Genomic DNA, 15,347 nt, shown 5'->3' on the forward strand with positions numbered 1-15,347 from the left:
AAAGGGGTGTTACTGTGAGTCATCGTTATATTCCATTAACAGAGCAAGATAAGCAGGAAATGTTAGATACTATTGGTGCAGATTCAATTGCAGAATTATTTGGGGATGTACCCAATGACATATTATTAAATAGAGAGTTAGCTATTCCAGACGCAGAAGCTGAAACTACATTAACAAAGCGCTTAAGTAGAGTTGCTAGTAAAAATATCACTAAAGAAACGCACACTTCATTTTTAGGTGCAGGCGTATACGACCATTACGCACCAGCTGTAGTAGATGCAATGATTTCACGTTCAGAATTCTATACTGCATACACACCTTATCAACCAGAAATTTCACAAGGTGAACTACAAGCAATTTTTGAATTCCAAACGTTAATTTGTGAATTAACTGACATGGATATTGCAAATTCATCTATGTATGATGGTATTACAAGTTTTGCTGAAGCATGTATTTTAGCTTTTAATCAAACGCGAAAAAATAAAATTGTAGTTTCTAAAGGATTACATTATCAAGCATTACAAGTTCTCAACACATATGTAAAAACACGTGAAGAATTTGAAGTCGTAGAAGTTGATTTAGATGGTACTATTACAGATTTAGAAAAATTAGAAGCAGCTGTAGATGACGATACAGCTGCGGTAGCCGTGCAATATCCTAACTTCTATGGTTCAATTGAAGACTTAGAGAAAATCCAATCATTTATTGAAGGTAAGAAGGCTTTATTTATTGTTTATACAAATCCACTTGCATTAGGTTTACTAACACCTCCAGGTAGTTTTGGTGCGGATATTGTAGTTGGAGATACACAACCATTTGGCATACCTGCACAATTTGGAGGGCCTCATTGTGGTTTCTTTGCTACAACTAAAAAATTAATGCGTAAAACACCTGGTCGTTTAGTAGGGCAAACTGAAGATGCAGATGGGCATCGTGGCTTTGTTCTAACCTTACAAGCTCGTGAACAACATATACGTCGCGATAAAGCTACTTCAAATATTTGTTCAAACCAAGCATTAAATGCATTAGCTTCTTCGATCTGTATGTCAGCATTAGGAAAACAAGGTATTTATGATATTTCAGTACAAAATTTTGAAAATGCAAATTATGCAAAAGAACAATTTAAGCAAGTTGGTTTAGAAGTGTCAAATGGAACATCGTTTAATGAATTTGTAGTGAAATTCGATAAACCTGTTAAAGATATTAATGATGCTCTTATACAAGAAGGAATTATAGGAGGTTTCGATTTAAGCGAAGTATCAGAATCATTTGAAAACCATATGCTTGTTGCTGTAACGGAATTGAGAACAAAAGATGAAATTGACACATTTGTTAAGAAAGCAGGTGAATTAAATGGTAGTAAGTAAATCAAGTCCACTAATTTTTGAGCGTTCTAAAAAAGGTCGTTATGCGTATTCGTTACCAAAAAAAGAAATAGATAATGGTGCTGTTGAAAAATTATTAGACGAAAAATATATTAGAAAAAATAAAGCAGAACTACCAGAAGTTGCTGAATTAGATTTAGTGAGACATTACACAGAGCTTTCAAATAAAAACTTTGGTGTGGATTCAGGATTTTATCCATTAGGTTCTTGTACTATGAAATATAATCCGAAAATAAATGAAAAGATTGCTAGAATACCGGGATTTGCGGAATCACATCCATTACAAGATGAATCGCAAGTTCAAGGATCTTTGGAGATTATTCATAGTTTGCAAGAAGAGTTGAAAGAAATCACAGGTATGGATGAGGTAACATTACAACCTGCTGCTGGTGCTCATGGTGAGTGGACAGCTTTAATGATTTTTAAAGCATACCACCAAAAAAATGGAGAAGGTCATCGTGACGAAGTTATCGTTCCTGACTCTGCACACGGAACTAACCCAGCTTCAGCTGCATTTGCAGGCTTTAAGGCTGTAACAGTTAAATCAAATGAACGCGGAGAAGTAGATATTGATGATTTGAAGCGTTTAGTTAATGATAAAACAGCTGCTATCATGTTAACAAATCCAAATACTTTAGGAATTTTCGAGAAAAATATTATGGATATTCGTAATATCGTTCATGAAGCTGGAGGATTATTATATTATGATGGTGCAAATTTAAATGCCATTATGGACAAAGTTAGACCAGGCGATATGGGATTTGATGCAGTTCACTTAAACTTACACAAAACATTTACGGGACCACACGGCGGTGGTGGACCAGGTTCTGGACCAGTAGGCGTTAAAAAAGAACTTGCGAGCTTTTTACCTAAACCGATGGTTGTTAAAGAAAACGATATTTATAAATATGATAATAATATAGAAAATTCTATAGGACGTGTTAAACCTTTCTATGGTAACTTTGGCATCTACTTAAGAGCGTATACTTACATTCGTAGTATGGGTAACAAAGGTCTTGAAGAGGTTTCTGAAGCTGCTGTGTTAAATGCCAATTATATTAAAGCAAGACTGAAAGAACATTTCGATATTCCTTACAGTCAATATTGTAAACACGAGTTTGTTTTAAGTGGATCTAAACAAAAAGAACAAGGTGTTCGTACATTAGATATGGCTAAACGTCTATTAGATTTTGGCGTGCATCCACCGACTATTTATTTCCCACTTAATGTCGAAGAAGGTATGATGATTGAACCAACTGAAACCGAGTCAAAAGAAACTCTAGACCACTTCTGTGATACGATGATTCAAATTGCAAATGAAGCTAAAGAGAACCCAGATATTGTATTAGAAGCGCCACATACAACTATCATTGATAGGTTAGACGAAACCAAAGCAGCAAGAAATCCAGTATTAAAATTTGAAAACTTACGTTCAGAAAAAGAATAGTTAGTTTACTTGGTTATAGTGATAGTAACTTAAATATACAAACAAAAGATCGGACTGGTATAAAACCAGTTCGATCTTTTTGTGCAAAATAAAATGCGTAGTCAACTTTAAATGTTAACTACGCTTTTTATTTTAAACATTCACTTTATATCAATAATTTTAAGATATGAAGTTATTTTTTAGATTTAATTTTACCAGTCCATTTTTTATATCCACCTTTTAACATGTAGATATCCGTGTAGCCGTTTTTCTTTAATATTTTTGCTGCACGATAACTGGCAATGCCATTCGCATCACAAAGATAGATAGGTTGGTCTGTTCGTAAACCTTGGTATCTTTGTTTAAACATAGTAATTGGAATATTACGTGCACCGTTGATGTGACCGTAATCGTAATCCACTTTTTCTCTTACATCAATAACTTGAGCTTTGCGCAAACCATCATGGAACTCATTTTGGTTTAATTCTGTGACTGCTCTTTTATTAAGAAGATAATTGATTAGCATATAAGCGATGATAATTATTAATACTGCTAAAGGTATAAACCAAAAGTTACTCATCTTGCATCCTCCCTAATTAACCGATATTATATATTATAAGACTGTTAGCGCAATTTATCAAAATATTTTTCTCACGATAAATAGTTATTGCTGACAAACTTGAACAATTATTGAAAACGATAACACAAAATTGCTGTTATCACAATTTAATTTAGCGATAGGAGTTTTGAAAGTGACAGAAACATGGAATTTTATAAATACTGGTAGCAAAGACCCATATTATAATATGGCAATGGATGAAGCTTTACTTAATTTTGTATCTAGAGGAGAGATAGATCCAGTAATTAGGTTTTATACATGGGACCCTGCGACTTTATCAGTTGGTTATTTTCAAAGGCTAACTAAGGAAATAGATATTGAAAAGGTGAATGCTAAAGGATACGGACTTGTACGCCGTCAAACTGGTGGCAGAGGGGTATTACATGATAAAGAACTGACATACAGTGTCATCGTTCCAGAATCACATCCTGAGATGCCTTCAACAGTGACTGAAGCTTATAGAGTTATTTCAGAAGGATTGTTAGAAGGTTTTAAATATTTAGGTTTTGATGCTTCATTTGCTATTCCAAAATCAAAAGAGGAAAGAGCAAATTTAAAACAACCAAGAAGTGCAGTTTGTTTTGATGCACCTAGCTGGTATGAATTAGTAGTAGAAGGGCGTAAAATTGCTGGCAGTGCTCAAGTTCGTCAAAAAGGAGTTATCTTACAACACGGTTCTTTGCTACAAGATGTAGACGTAGATGATTTGTTTGATATGTTTGTTTTTAAAAATGATCGCCTCAAAGATAAAATGAAGCAAGCATTTGTAGAAAAAGCTGTGGCAATAAACGATATTTCAGATCGTCATATTAGTATCGAAGAGATGGAAGAAGCATTTGAAATAGGCTTTAAAAAAGGATTGAATATTGACTTTATGCCATTAGAACTTAATGAAAAACAACAGAATGAAATAAATGAGTTGATTGAGAAATACAAATCTGACGAGTGGAATTATCGTAAATAGCTTAGTTTTAAATTGTTTGCTCTATAATTTAAAAATAGTGACACATATCAAAATATTTTAAATAAGTATAAATTATAAAATAACCCCGAAAAAGATATCTGTTTAAGATAATCTATCTGGGGTTATTTATATATCCGAGTATTTGTTATTTTTTCTTTCTATTTTGTCTTTTATACTTACGTTGCGCACGTTTGTATTTACGCTGATCCTCAGTTAAGAAGAAGAAATAGTAAATTGCATATATAATACCACCAAAAATGGCTAAGCTAACGACCATTCTTACAAAACTGAAGATAAAGGCATCAAGATTGAGTACTAATCCCACGATTGCAATTGCGATAACGATATAAAATATTGCTTGTTTCACCTAAAACACTCCTATGTGATTGTTAACTTTGACTATCTTTAATACTGATGGTTGATAAAGCTGCTTGACCTTTTTGAATCTTCTTCTTATCTTTAGCATCGTAACCATCTTTAATGTCACTAAATGCTGAATTTAAGTCTTTATCCAATTTAGTTATGTTTTTATTTTTGGATTTATCTTCGCTATCCATTTTATCTTTATCCACATCATTTTTATATGTCGTAAATGCGGTATCCATCTTATTTTTGAGTTCTGCAAGTTTATCTTGTACTTTCTTATCACCCTTGTTTTTTGAAACATCACTTTCGATGGCGTTGTATTGGTCAATTAATTTAGCAATATCTTGATAATATGTAGAAGATGCTTTTAAATTAGCTACTTTCTTTTTATTACTTTTTGCTTTACTAATATCTTTCTTATCTTTCTCTAAAGCCGCAATTTTATTTTGCTCTTTGCTAATTTCTTGTTTTAATTCTTGAATGTTCCCCTTTAACTTATGGTTTTCATCGCGAAGTTTGGTCGTCTTTTCTTCTAATGGACCAAGGTTTTGACTTCCGCAACCAGCAAGTATACATGAAGCACATAAAATAGCCACTATTTTTTTCTTCATAACTCTCTCCTAATTCAAAAACTATAAATTTTTACTATAATTATGCTATCATTTTAATGTATAAAAAGAAAATGTACAAACTTATTGTATAGGAGGATGACAAATGACAAGAATTGATAAATTAAATACCGCTATAGAAGCCAAACATTTAGAAGCAGTGGTAGTCCTTTCTGACTTTAACAGACGTTATTTATCCGGTTTTACTGGTACAAGTGGTGCGTTAATCATTACGAAAGATCACAACTTGTTGCTAACTGATTTTAGGTACATTGAACAAGCGACTGCTCAAGCCCCAGAATTTGAAATCATCAAACAAGAAGGTAGTTTAATTGATGAAGTCAAAAAGCAACTTGAAAAGTTAGACGTACAAAATGTTGGATTTGAAGGTGACTTAGTCAGCTATGATACATATCTTCAATTAAGCAAATCATACATTAGTTTAATTAGTATTTCAGGTATGATTGAAAAAATACGTGAAGTAAAAGATGAAGCAGAGATTAAGTTGATTCAAAAAGCTGCAAATATTGTTGATGAAGCATATGAATATATATTAACTGTAGCAAAAGCTGGTATGACTGAACAGCAACTAAAAGCAAAATTAGAAAGCAAAATGTTAGAACTAGGTTCTGAAGGAACTTCATTTGAAACGATTGTTGCTTCTGGAGAACGTGGTGCGCTCCCTCATGGTGTTGCTAGTGACAAAGTTATAAATTCAGGAGAATTAATTACATTAGATTTTGGTGCATATTACAAAGGTTATTCATCAGACATCACTCGTACATTTGCAATAGGTGAGCCTGATCCAAAACTTAAAGAAATTTATAATATAGTTCTAGAGGCGAATCAAAAAGGTATTGATGCTGCTAAAAAAGGTATTACTGGTAAGGCGTTAGATGCTATTGCAAGAGATTATATCGCTGAAAAAGGTTATGGCGAAGCGTTTGGACATTCACTTGGTCATGGTATTGGATTAGACGTTCACGAAGGTCCTAATCTTTCTAGAAAATCTGATGTGTCATTAGATATAAATAATTGTGTTACAATTGAACCTGGTATATATATAGATGGATTGGGTGGCGTTCGTATTGAAGATGACATTTTAATTAAAGAAAATGGCTGTGAATGCTTTACTAAATCTCCGAAAAACCTTATTATTTTATAGAAGACCTTACAATTGAGGAGGAAACTGAATGATTTCGGTTAATGATTTTAAAACAGGCTTAACAATAGCAGTAGATAATGGTATTTGGAAAGTTTTAGATTTCCAACATGTTAAACCAGGAAAAGGTTCTGCGTTTGTACGTTCTAAGCTACGTAATTTAAGAACTGGTTCGATCCAAGAAAAAACATTCAGAGGTGGCGAAAAAGTAGAAACTGCTATGATTGAAAATCGTCGTATGCAATATCTATATGCCGATGGAGATACTCATGTTTTTATGGATAATGAAACATTTGATCAAACAGAGCTACAAGAAGATTATTTACAACACGAATTAAACTTCTTAAAAGCAAACATGGAAGTTCAAATTCAAACATATGGTAATGAAACACTTGGTGTTGAATTACCAAAAACTGTTGAACTTGTAGTAACAGAAACTGAACCAGGTATTAAAGGTGATACAGCTAATGGTGCTACTAAATCTGCTACAGTAGAAACAGGATATACTTTAAATGTACCTTTATTCGTTAATGAAGGTGACACACTTGTAATTAATACAGGTGATGGTAGTTATATTTCTAGAGCCTAACATTTTATTATTTAAAAATCATATGCAATTAAAGTGATGAGTAAAAACCTTTCCGATATATATAATTGAGATTTTTATGGTTATTATGAATATAAAAGGTTATATTAGAGAATATAATGTTTATGAATACTATAAATTCTATAATTAAAATGTTAAATTATAAATGTTTAACTTTGTATGTAGCGTTTATACTAAGTGTTATTAATCGTATTACACTGTGATACATATCGAATTGAACCTGAGCGCTAAAGAAGCGAATTGAACTACTATCGGATTTTAACAATTAGTGATATCAACATTATAGTGATGTAATATATTAATTAATAAGAATTACATCATCTCACTAAAAAAATTAGATTTTAGACACTTATGGTATATAGAACACGATAAAAGTTAATCAGTTTATTATAGAAAGTATGTATATGCTTGAATTGAACATATCACTAAAGTAAAATAAACAAGGTAAATGAAAACAATCTGAAGGAGTCAGTATTTATGAATTTTAAAGAAATTAAAGAATTGATAGAAATTCTTGACCAATCTAGCTTGACTGAAATTAATATTGAGGACAAAGGTAATATTGTAAATTTAAAAAAAGAAAAAGAAACTGAAATTATAACACCTCAAATTTCACAGCAACCGATGCAACAAATGGCACCCCAACAAGGTGTGGCATCAACTCCTGCAGGAATACAAGGTGCTGATGAAGTTAACACGAATACTAATGCCACAGAAGATAACTTGCAAACAATTAATGCGCCAATGGTTGGTACGTTTTACAAATCACCATCTCCAGAAGAAAGTGCCTACGTGCAAGTTGGAGATTCTGTAACAAACGATTCAACTGTATGTATATTAGAAGCTATGAAATTATTCAATGAAATACAAGCCGAAGTCAGTGGTGAAATTGCTGAAATCTTAGTAGAAGACGGTCAAATGGTAGAGTATGGCCAACCGTTATTTAAGGTAAAATAATGAATAAAATTTTAATAGCAAATAGAGGGGAAATCGCAGTAAGAATTATTCGTGCATGTCACGATTTAGGTTTACAAACGGTGGCAATATACTCAGAAGGAGATAAAGACGCTTTACATACTCAAATTGCTGATGAAGCATACTGCGTCGGGCCAACACAATCTAAAGATTCTTATTTGAATATCCCAAACATTTTATCTATTGCAACATCAACAGGGTGTGACGGCATTCACCCTGGATATGGTTTCTTAGCAGAAAATGGTGATTTTGCTGAACTATGTGATGCATGCCAACTTAAATTCATTGGACCAAGCTTTGAATCTATTCAAAAAATGGGTATCAAAGACGTAGCTAAAGAAGAAATGAAACGCGCTGAAGTGCCAGTTGTTCCTGGTAGCGAAGGGCTTGTTTTAAATATTGAAGACGCGAAAAAGATTGCAAACAAAATAGGTTATCCAGTTATCATCAAGGCTACTGCTGGTGGCGGCGGTAAAGGTATTAGAGTTGCTCGTGATGAAAAAGAATTAGAAACTGGCTTCAAAATGACACAACAAGAAGCGGAAACTGCTTTTGGTAATAGTGGACTATATTTGGAAAAATTCATCGAGAATTTCAGACATATTGAAATACAAATTATGGGTGATAGCTATGGCAACGTGATTCATTTAGGTGAACGTGATTGTACAATTCAACGTAGAATGCAAAAACTTGTTGAAGAAGCGCCTTCTCCAATATTAACTGAAGAAAAGAGACAAGAAATGGGTAATGCGGCAGTAAGAGCTGCAAAAGCAGTTAATTACGAAAATGCTGGTACTATCGAATTTATATATGACTTAGATTCTAACGAATTTTACTTCATGGAAATGAATACACGAATACAAGTTGAACACCCAGTTACCGAAATGGTCACAGGCATAGACTTAGTTAAACTACAATTAAAAGTTGCGATGGGTGAAAAGTTACCGTTTAAACAGAAAGATATTAAAATTGAAGGACATGCAATGGAATTTAGAATTAATGCTGAAAATCCATACAAAAACTTTATGCCTTCCCCAGGTCAAATTACCCAATACTTGGCTCCAGGTGGATTTGGCGTAAGAATTGAATCTGCATGTTATACTAATTATACAATTCCTCCATATTACGATTCTATGGTTGCAAAACTCATTGTTCATGAACCAACTAGAGACGAAGCAATCATGACTGGTTTACGTGCATTAGGCGAATACCTGGTATTAGGGATAGACACAACGATACCATTCCATGTTCGTCTATTAAACAATGAAATTTTCAGAAGCGGGGAATTTAACACTAATTTCTTAGAAACATATAATATTATGGATGATGAATCTAATTAGGGGGTAAGTGAAATGGTCAAAGTATCAGAGTCCACACATTCCAATTTAGGGAAAATTGAGATTGCGCCCGAAGTTTTAACAGTTATAGCAAGTATAGCAACATCTGAAATTAAAGGTATTCAAGGTCATTTTAAAGAGTTAAAACATGCAAGTATTGAAAATATAAGCAAGAAACAATTAAGTAGAGGCATAAAAGTAGATACAAGGGAAGATGGCATTTATATAGATGTTTATTGCACATTATCCTATGGAATTAATATCTCAGAAACAGCAAAAAAAATACAACAGGCTATATATAATTCATTAACTACAATGACCACGATTGAACCAAGTCAAATTAATGTCCACATTACGCATATCGAACCAATAAATTAAAATTAAATAAAGCAAATTTACTTTATAAATACATTATGTGACAACTGAAATAATCGTTTGTTTTTTTTAACATGTCTTATTTCTATGCACAAATGATTTACAAATAAAACTATGCTTAAGGGAGTTTATAATGAGTCGTAAAGAATCGAGAACACAAGCTTTTCAAACTCTATTTCAGCTTGAAATGAAAAATAATGAATTAACTATTGATGAAGCTATAAGTTTTATTAAAGATGATAATCCTGATTTAGAATTTGATTTTATCAACTGGTTAGTAACTGGTGTGAAAGATCATGAATCGGTCTTAGATGAAAAAATCCAACCACATTTAAAAGATTGGACTTTAGATAGATTACTAAAATCTGATCGTATTATCTTAAGAATGTCTACTTATGAATTGTTAAATAGTTCAACACCACAAAAAGTAATCATCAACGAAGCTGTGGAATTAGCAAAACAATTCAGTGATGATGATCATTATAAATTTATAAATGGTGTATTGAGCAATATTGAATAAAAGAGTGATATAACATGGCAGAATATTTAAGTGTATCTACACTTACAAAATATATTAAATATAAATTTGATCAAGATCCTCACTTGCAATCTGTGTTAATTAAAGGTGAACTGTCTAATTTTAAAAAACATAGTAGTGGTCATCTATACTTTAACATCAAAGATAATAATAGCGTTATAAGTGCGATGATGTTTAAAGGCAATGCCTCGAAAATTGATTTTGCACCTAAGGAAGGTGACGAGGTACTTGTAGAAGCACGCGTGTCAGTATATGAACGCCGTGGGAACTATCAAATTTATGTCAATAAGATGCATTTAGATGGCGTCGGGAATCTATATCAAAGATTAGAACAGCTGAAGAAGAAACTTACTAAAGATGGCTATTTTGATCAAAATAACAAAAAACCTATACCTAAGTTCCCTAAGAAGATTGCAGTGTTAACGGCAGGTACAGGTGCAGCCATTAGAGATATTCATACTACAATCAACAGTAGATATCCTTTAGCAGAACAAATACAAATCAATACACTAGTACAAGGTGAACAAGCTAAAAACGATATTATTAAAAATATACAACGCGCAGATGAAATGGGTGTAGATACGATAATTATCGGACGAGGCGGAGGTTCTATTGAAGACTTATGGAACTTTAATGAAGAGGATGTAGTCAAAGCCATACACGCCTGTACTACACCTATTATTTCGGCAGTTGGTCATGAGACGGATTTTACGCTCAGTGATTTCGTTGCAGATGTTCGTGCAGCTACACCGACACAAGCTGCAGTTATGGCAACACCAGATCAATTTGAATTACGTCAATATTTGCAACAAACCAATTTGTCGCTTACTCGTTTTATAAAACAACATTTACATCATCAAAGAAAACATTTAGAACATGTATCATCGTATTATAAATTTCAAACGCCAACATTATTGTACGATCAACAGATTCAAAAACGAGATGATTTAGAAAAGCAACTTAACCTTTCGATGAATTTAGCAATCAAAAATCATCAACAGCAATTACAATTATTGTTGAATAAGTTTAATCTTAAAGGTTTTAAACAAGATATAAATAGAGAACAAATAACAAATGCTCAAAAGCGTGATGATTTGAATAAAGTTATGAATAATTTTATTCATAATCAAAAAAATAACCTAGCTAGAAAATTAGAAAGTCTTAATAATTTAAGTCCTACAAATACGATGTTGCGTGGTTATACAATCGTTAATAAGGATGACAATGTTATTACGAGTACTAGTGATTTAGCTGAGAACGACAACATAGTATTAACAATGAAAGATGGCGTTGTTGATGCTCAAGTTAAGAAGGTAAGGTGTAATGATGAGTAATAGTAATACACAAAGTTTCGAGGAAATGATGAAAGAGTTAGAAAATATAGTGCATAAACTTGATAACGAAAATGTATCATTAGAAGAATCTCTGAACTTGTATCAACGCGGTATGAAATTGTCAGCAACTTGCGATGAAACGTTAAAAAACGCTGAAAAGAAAGTCAACGAATTAATGGCAGATGAACATACTGATAATAATGACGATGTCGTGAAGGAAGATAATGAAAATGAATAAAAAGATGGAAAACTTAACAGCGGAAGTTAACCAACTATTATCCGAGACAATCCCGGATTCAGATTTAAATACAAATTTAGAAGAAAGTATGCGTTACTCATTAGAAGCTGGTGGTAAGCGAATTAGACCAGTGTTATTACTATTAACTTTAGAGATGTTATCTAGTGAGTATAAAGCCGGGCTTTCTTCTGCACTTGGCTTAGAAATGATTCATACTTATTCTTTAATACACGATGATTTGCCACCAATGGATAACGATGATTATCGCAGAGGCAAACTTACAAATCATAAAGTGTTTGGTGAATGGAAAGCGATTTTAGCTGGCGACGCACTCCTAACCAAAGCATTTGATATTATCGTTAATGATGAAGCAGTTGATGATACTGCTAAAATCAAGTTAATTAAACGTTTAGCTTTTGCTAGTGGCCATTTGGGTATGGTTGGAGGTCAAACTCTTGATATGCAAAGTGAAGGCGAAGGTGCCAAAGTGAATATCGATACACTCGAACAAATTCACAACGCCAAAACAGGCGCGTTACTTAAATTTGCAGTGATGGCTGCAGTAGATATTGCAAAACCAGAACAAAGTGTTGCGAATGCATTAGAATCATTTAGCGAACATTTAGGTTTAATGTTTCAAATCAAAGATGATTTGTTAGATGTATATGGTGACGAAGCAAAATTAGGTAAAGCTGTAGGTAGCGATATTGATAATGATAAAAGTACATATGTATCACTATTAGGACAACAAGGTGCCGAAGATAAAATGACATATCATACACAACAAGCTTATGATTGTCTAAGTCGATTACCAGATCAATACAATACAGAAAACTTAACTTATATTATTGAATTGTTTAATAATCGCGAATCTTAAAGCGTTCTTGTAGAGAGCGAGAATACGAAATCATTTTTTCATTTTGATTTCTGTTTCCGCTCTCTTTTTTATTTTTATTAAAGTTTAATATAAGCTACATACAGTAAGCGATTGAAATTTATTTTTGAAAACAAGGACGATTGTTATTTATTAGAAATCACATACTATTCAATAATTATTCATCACATTCATAATTTTCAGCGTGATTTAGCAGTTGTTTAAATATACTTTAAGTTGTGATTTTACCTTTGATATGCAGAGTTATCGTTTTCACATAAGTAAAATTCCAACTATCTTTAGTAGTAGTATTTATATGCATGTGTTAAAATAAATGTATAAATATTCGTTCATAGAGGTGCTGTATATGGCTAAAAAATCAGTAAGACATATTAAAATTAGAGAAATAATTTCAAACGAAAAAATTGAAACACAAGATGAATTAGTGAAAAGATTAAATGAGTACGAATTAAATGTTACTCAAGCTACAGTTTCCAGAGACATCAAAGAATTACAGTTGATAAAAGTCCCCACACCAACAGGACAGTACGTTTATAGTTTACCAAATGATAGAAAATATCATCCTCTAGAAAAACTAGGCCGTTATTTAATGGATTCATTTGTAAATATAGATGGTACTGGCAACTTATTAGTTCTAAAGACATTGCCCGGAAACGCTCAATCAATCGGTGCAATCTTAGATCAAATTGATTGGGAAGAAGTTTTAGGTACTATTTGTGGTGATGATACTTGCTTAATTATCTGTAGAGATGAGTTAGCAAGTGAAAAAATCAAAACGCGCATCTTTAATTTATTATAAGTATAAGGAAGTGTTTAGAAGGATGCTACAGACTTTATCTATCAAACAATTCGCAATCATTGATGAACTAGAAGTTCACTTTAGTGATGGATTAACAGTGTTAAGTGGTGAAACTGGCGCAGGTAAATCAATTATTATCGACGCTATCGGACAACTGATTGGTATGCGTGCATCATCAAATTATGTGAGACATGGTGAGAAGAAAGCTATTATAGAAGGTATATTTGATATTGATGAAAGTAAAGAAGCTATTTCAATACTTGAAGCTTTAGACATCGATATAGATGAAGATTTTTTATTAGTTAAAAGAGAAATTTTTAGTACAGGTAAAAGTATTTGTAGAGTTAACAATCAAATAGTTACTTTGCAAGATTTACGTAAAATCATGCAAGAATTATTAGATATCCATGGCCAACATGAAACACAATCTTTATTAAAGCAAAAATATCATCTACAATTACTAGATAACTATGCTGATGATCAATACAAAACCATACTTGAACAATACGTTGCCACTTATGATCAATATAAAGCTAAAAAGAAAGAACTGGAAGATTTAGAATCTGCAGACCAAGCGTTATTGCAACGCCTAGATTTACTTAAATTCCAGTTTGAAGAAATACAAGAAGCAAACTTGGTTGACGGTGAAGTTTCACAACTCGAATCAGACATTAAGCGTATACAAAATTCAGAAAATCTAAGTTTAGCTTTGAATAATGCTCACCTCACTTTAACAGATGAGCATGCGATAACAGATCGATTATATGAATTGAGCAATCAATTGCAATTAATAAGCGATATTCTACCTGAAAAATATGACGTACTTAAAGAAGACGTAGATCAATTTTACTATACTTTAGAAGATGCTAAACATCAGTTGTATGATGAATTGACGAATACTGAATTTGATGAGCACTACTTAAATGAACTTGAAGCTAGAATGAATGTCCTGAATGATTTGAAAAGAAAATATGGTAAAGATATTAGTGAATTAATTAAATACCAAGATAAATTAGAGAATGAAATTAATAAAATCGAAAACTACGAAGAAAGCACTTCACAGCTAAGACAAGAAATTGAAGAATTATATGAAGATATAATTAAATTAGGTACAGAATTATCACGTGAACGTCGAATTGTGGCACAAACTCTGCGCGACCACATCGTGAATGAAATTCAAAATTTACAAATGAAAGATGCTAACTTAGAAATTTCATTTAAACCTTTAGATGTACCAAATCGAGAGGGTATTGAATTTGTAGAGTTTTTAATCAGCCCTAATAAAGGTGAACCACTTAAAAGTTTAAATAAAATTGCATCTGGTGGGGAACTATCACGTATTATGCTTGCGCTTAAAACTATTTTTGTAAAAACACGAGGACAAACTGCAATATTATTTGATGAGGTGGATTCTGGTGTTTCTGGACAAGCAGCACAAAAAATGGCTGAAAAAATGAAAGGGTTAGCAAAACATATTCAAGTGATTTGTATCTCGCATCTACCACAAGTAGCATCAATGAGCGATCATCATCTATTTATCAGTAAAGATTCAGCTGATGACCGTACTACAACACACGTACAAGAGCTTTCAGGTTCAGAACGTATAGATGAAATAGCAAGAATGATTTCAGGCGCTAGTGTAACTGATATCACACGTCAAAATGCTAAAGAAATGATAGAGCAAAATCAACATGCCTAACGACGTACATTTTTAAATAA

General features: G+C 32.5%; 17 protein-coding genes. 14 read left to right on the forward strand and 3 right to left on the reverse strand.

All coding sequences use genetic code 11. The features are described 5' to 3' along the window. Positions 1-14 precede the first annotated feature (14 nt). Both gcvPA and gcvPB read left to right on the forward strand, forming a co-directional pair. A complete protein-coding gene (gcvPA, locus tag BTM19_RS01565; RefSeq protein ID WP_058625683.1) occupies positions 15-1,367 on the forward strand; it encodes an aminomethyl-transferring glycine dehydrogenase subunit GcvPA in 1,353 nt (450 codons plus the stop codon). Then, positions 1,354-2,832 (forward strand): aminomethyl-transferring glycine dehydrogenase subunit GcvPB, encoded by a 1,479-nt coding sequence (gcvPB, locus tag BTM19_RS01570; RefSeq protein ID WP_029377200.1) that lies wholly within the window; start codon positions 1,354-1,356, stop codon positions 2,830-2,832. The genes gcvPA and gcvPB overlap by 14 nt, the downstream gene beginning before the upstream one ends. A 172-nt stretch (positions 2,833-3,004) precedes the next feature. Here gcvPB and BTM19_RS01575 read toward each other — a convergent pair whose 3' ends face one another. Next, positions 3,005-3,391 (reverse strand): rhodanese-like domain-containing protein, encoded by a 387-nt coding sequence (locus BTM19_RS01575; RefSeq protein ID WP_029377201.1) that lies wholly within the window; start codon positions 3,389-3,391, stop codon positions 3,005-3,007. Between the two features lie 172 nt (positions 3,392-3,563). Here BTM19_RS01575 and BTM19_RS01580 point away from each other — a divergent pair, with 172 nt between their 5' ends. Next, a complete protein-coding gene (locus BTM19_RS01580; protein ID WP_038678546.1) occupies positions 3,564-4,394 on the forward strand; it encodes a lipoate--protein ligase family protein in 831 nt (276 codons plus the stop codon). Positions 4,395-4,539: 145 nt separating this feature from the next. Here BTM19_RS01580 and BTM19_RS01585 read toward each other — a convergent pair whose 3' ends face one another. Both BTM19_RS01585 and BTM19_RS01590 read right to left on the reverse strand, forming a co-directional pair. Further along, entirely contained in the window at positions 4,540-4,761 is a 222-nt protein-coding gene (locus BTM19_RS01585; protein WP_058625682.1) for an SA1362 family protein, read from the reverse strand. Positions 4,762-4,783: 22 nt separating this feature from the next. Beyond that, entirely contained in the window at positions 4,784-5,371 is a 588-nt protein-coding gene (locus BTM19_RS01590; RefSeq protein WP_029377204.1) for a hypothetical protein, read from the reverse strand. Positions 5,372-5,474: 103 nt separating this feature from the next. Between BTM19_RS01590 and BTM19_RS01595 the strand changes: the two genes are divergently transcribed. The 11 genes from BTM19_RS01595 (at position 5,475) to recN (ending at position 15,327) form a co-directional block, all read left to right on the forward strand. Further along, entirely contained in the window at positions 5,475-6,533 is a 1,059-nt protein-coding gene (locus BTM19_RS01595) for a M24 family metallopeptidase (RefSeq protein WP_029377205.1), read from the forward strand. 28 nt (positions 6,534-6,561) lie between these two features. Further along, the gene (gene efp / locus BTM19_RS01600) at positions 6,562-7,119 is read left to right on the forward strand and encodes an elongation factor P (RefSeq protein WP_029377206.1); all 558 of its coding nucleotides are present in this window, start codon (positions 6,562-6,564) and stop codon (positions 7,117-7,119) included. Positions 7,120-7,614: 495 nt separating this feature from the next. Next, positions 7,615-8,094: an acetyl-CoA carboxylase biotin carboxyl carrier protein gene (gene accB / locus BTM19_RS01605; RefSeq protein ID WP_029377207.1), complete on the forward strand. Its 480-nt coding sequence runs from the start codon at positions 7,615-7,617 to the stop codon at positions 8,092-8,094. Continuing rightward, positions 8,094-9,452 carry an acetyl-CoA carboxylase biotin carboxylase subunit gene (gene accC / locus BTM19_RS01610; protein ID WP_029377208.1) on the forward strand — a complete coding sequence of 453 codons (1,359 nt, stop codon included), beginning with the start codon at positions 8,094-8,096 and terminating at the stop codon, positions 9,450-9,452. The genes accB and accC overlap by 1 nt, the downstream gene beginning before the upstream one ends. A 12-nt stretch (positions 9,453-9,464) precedes the next feature. Then, entirely contained in the window at positions 9,465-9,827 is a 363-nt protein-coding gene (locus BTM19_RS01615) for an Asp23/Gls24 family envelope stress response protein (RefSeq protein WP_029377209.1), read from the forward strand. A 130-nt stretch (positions 9,828-9,957) separates the two neighbouring features. Continuing rightward, positions 9,958-10,344 (forward strand): transcription antitermination factor NusB, encoded by a 387-nt coding sequence (gene nusB, locus BTM19_RS01620; protein ID WP_017724560.1) that lies wholly within the window; start codon positions 9,958-9,960, stop codon positions 10,342-10,344. A gap of 14 nt (positions 10,345-10,358) precedes the next feature. Then, entirely contained in the window at positions 10,359-11,696 is a 1,338-nt protein-coding gene (gene xseA / locus BTM19_RS01625; protein WP_058625681.1) for an exodeoxyribonuclease VII large subunit, read from the forward strand. Further along, positions 11,689-11,934, forward strand: coding sequence for an exodeoxyribonuclease VII small subunit (locus tag BTM19_RS01630; protein WP_058625685.1), 246 nt, complete (start codon positions 11,689-11,691; stop codon positions 11,932-11,934). Before xseA ends, BTM19_RS01630 begins: the two co-directional genes overlap by 8 nt. After that, positions 11,927-12,811, forward strand: coding sequence for a polyprenyl synthetase family protein (locus BTM19_RS01635; protein ID WP_058625680.1), 885 nt, complete (start codon positions 11,927-11,929; stop codon positions 12,809-12,811). Before BTM19_RS01630 ends, BTM19_RS01635 begins: the two co-directional genes overlap by 8 nt. Before the next feature lie 364 nt (positions 12,812-13,175). Continuing rightward, complete coding sequence (gene ahrC / locus BTM19_RS01640) at positions 13,176-13,628, forward strand: transcriptional regulator AhrC/ArgR (protein WP_017724556.1); 453 nt, start codon at positions 13,176-13,178, stop codon at positions 13,626-13,628. 22 nt (positions 13,629-13,650) lie between these two features. Continuing rightward, positions 13,651-15,327 (forward strand): DNA repair protein RecN, encoded by a 1,677-nt coding sequence (recN, locus tag BTM19_RS01645; RefSeq protein ID WP_029377213.1) that lies wholly within the window; start codon positions 13,651-13,653, stop codon positions 15,325-15,327. Positions 15,328-15,347 lie beyond the last annotated feature (20 nt).

The organism is Staphylococcus xylosus, from assembly GCF_002732165.1.
GTDB lineage: Bacteria > Bacillota > Bacilli > Staphylococcales > Staphylococcaceae > Staphylococcus > Staphylococcus xylosus.

Bases quoted from the DNA above. Each gene is read 5' to 3' on its own strand.
- xseA (WP_058625681.1), top strand. From the start codon at position 10,359: ATGGCAGAATATTTAAGTGTATCTACACTTACAAAATATATTAAATAT.
- BTM19_RS01615 (WP_029377209.1), top strand. From the start codon at position 9,465: ATGGTCAAAGTATCAGAGTCCACACATTCCAATTTAGGGAAAATTGAG.
- BTM19_RS01630 (WP_058625685.1), top strand. From the start codon at position 11,689: ATGAGTAATAGTAATACACAAAGTTTCGAGGAAATGATGAAAGAGTTA.
- accB (WP_029377207.1), top strand. From the start codon at position 7,615: ATGAATTTTAAAGAAATTAAAGAATTGATAGAAATTCTTGACCAATCT.
- BTM19_RS01590 (WP_029377204.1), bottom strand. From the start codon at position 5,371: ATGAAGAAAAAAATAGTGGCTATTTTATGTGCTTCATGTATACTTGCT.
- nusB (WP_017724560.1), top strand. From the start codon at position 9,958: ATGAGTCGTAAAGAATCGAGAACACAAGCTTTTCAAACTCTATTTCAG.
- accC (WP_029377208.1), top strand. From the start codon at position 8,094: ATGAATAAAATTTTAATAGCAAATAGAGGGGAAATCGCAGTAAGAATT.
- efp (WP_029377206.1), top strand. From the start codon at position 6,562: ATGATTTCGGTTAATGATTTTAAAACAGGCTTAACAATAGCAGTAGAT.
- BTM19_RS01575 (WP_029377201.1), bottom strand. From the start codon at position 3,391: ATGAGTAACTTTTGGTTTATACCTTTAGCAGTATTAATAATTATCATC.
- BTM19_RS01595 (WP_029377205.1), top strand. From the start codon at position 5,475: ATGACAAGAATTGATAAATTAAATACCGCTATAGAAGCCAAACATTTA.
- ahrC (WP_017724556.1), top strand. From the start codon at position 13,176: ATGGCTAAAAAATCAGTAAGACATATTAAAATTAGAGAAATAATTTCA.
- BTM19_RS01635 (WP_058625680.1), top strand. From the start codon at position 11,927: ATGAATAAAAAGATGGAAAACTTAACAGCGGAAGTTAACCAACTATTA.
- gcvPB (WP_029377200.1), top strand. From the start codon at position 1,354: ATGGTAGTAAGTAAATCAAGTCCACTAATTTTTGAGCGTTCTAAAAAA.
- recN (WP_029377213.1), top strand. From the start codon at position 13,651: ATGCTACAGACTTTATCTATCAAACAATTCGCAATCATTGATGAACTA.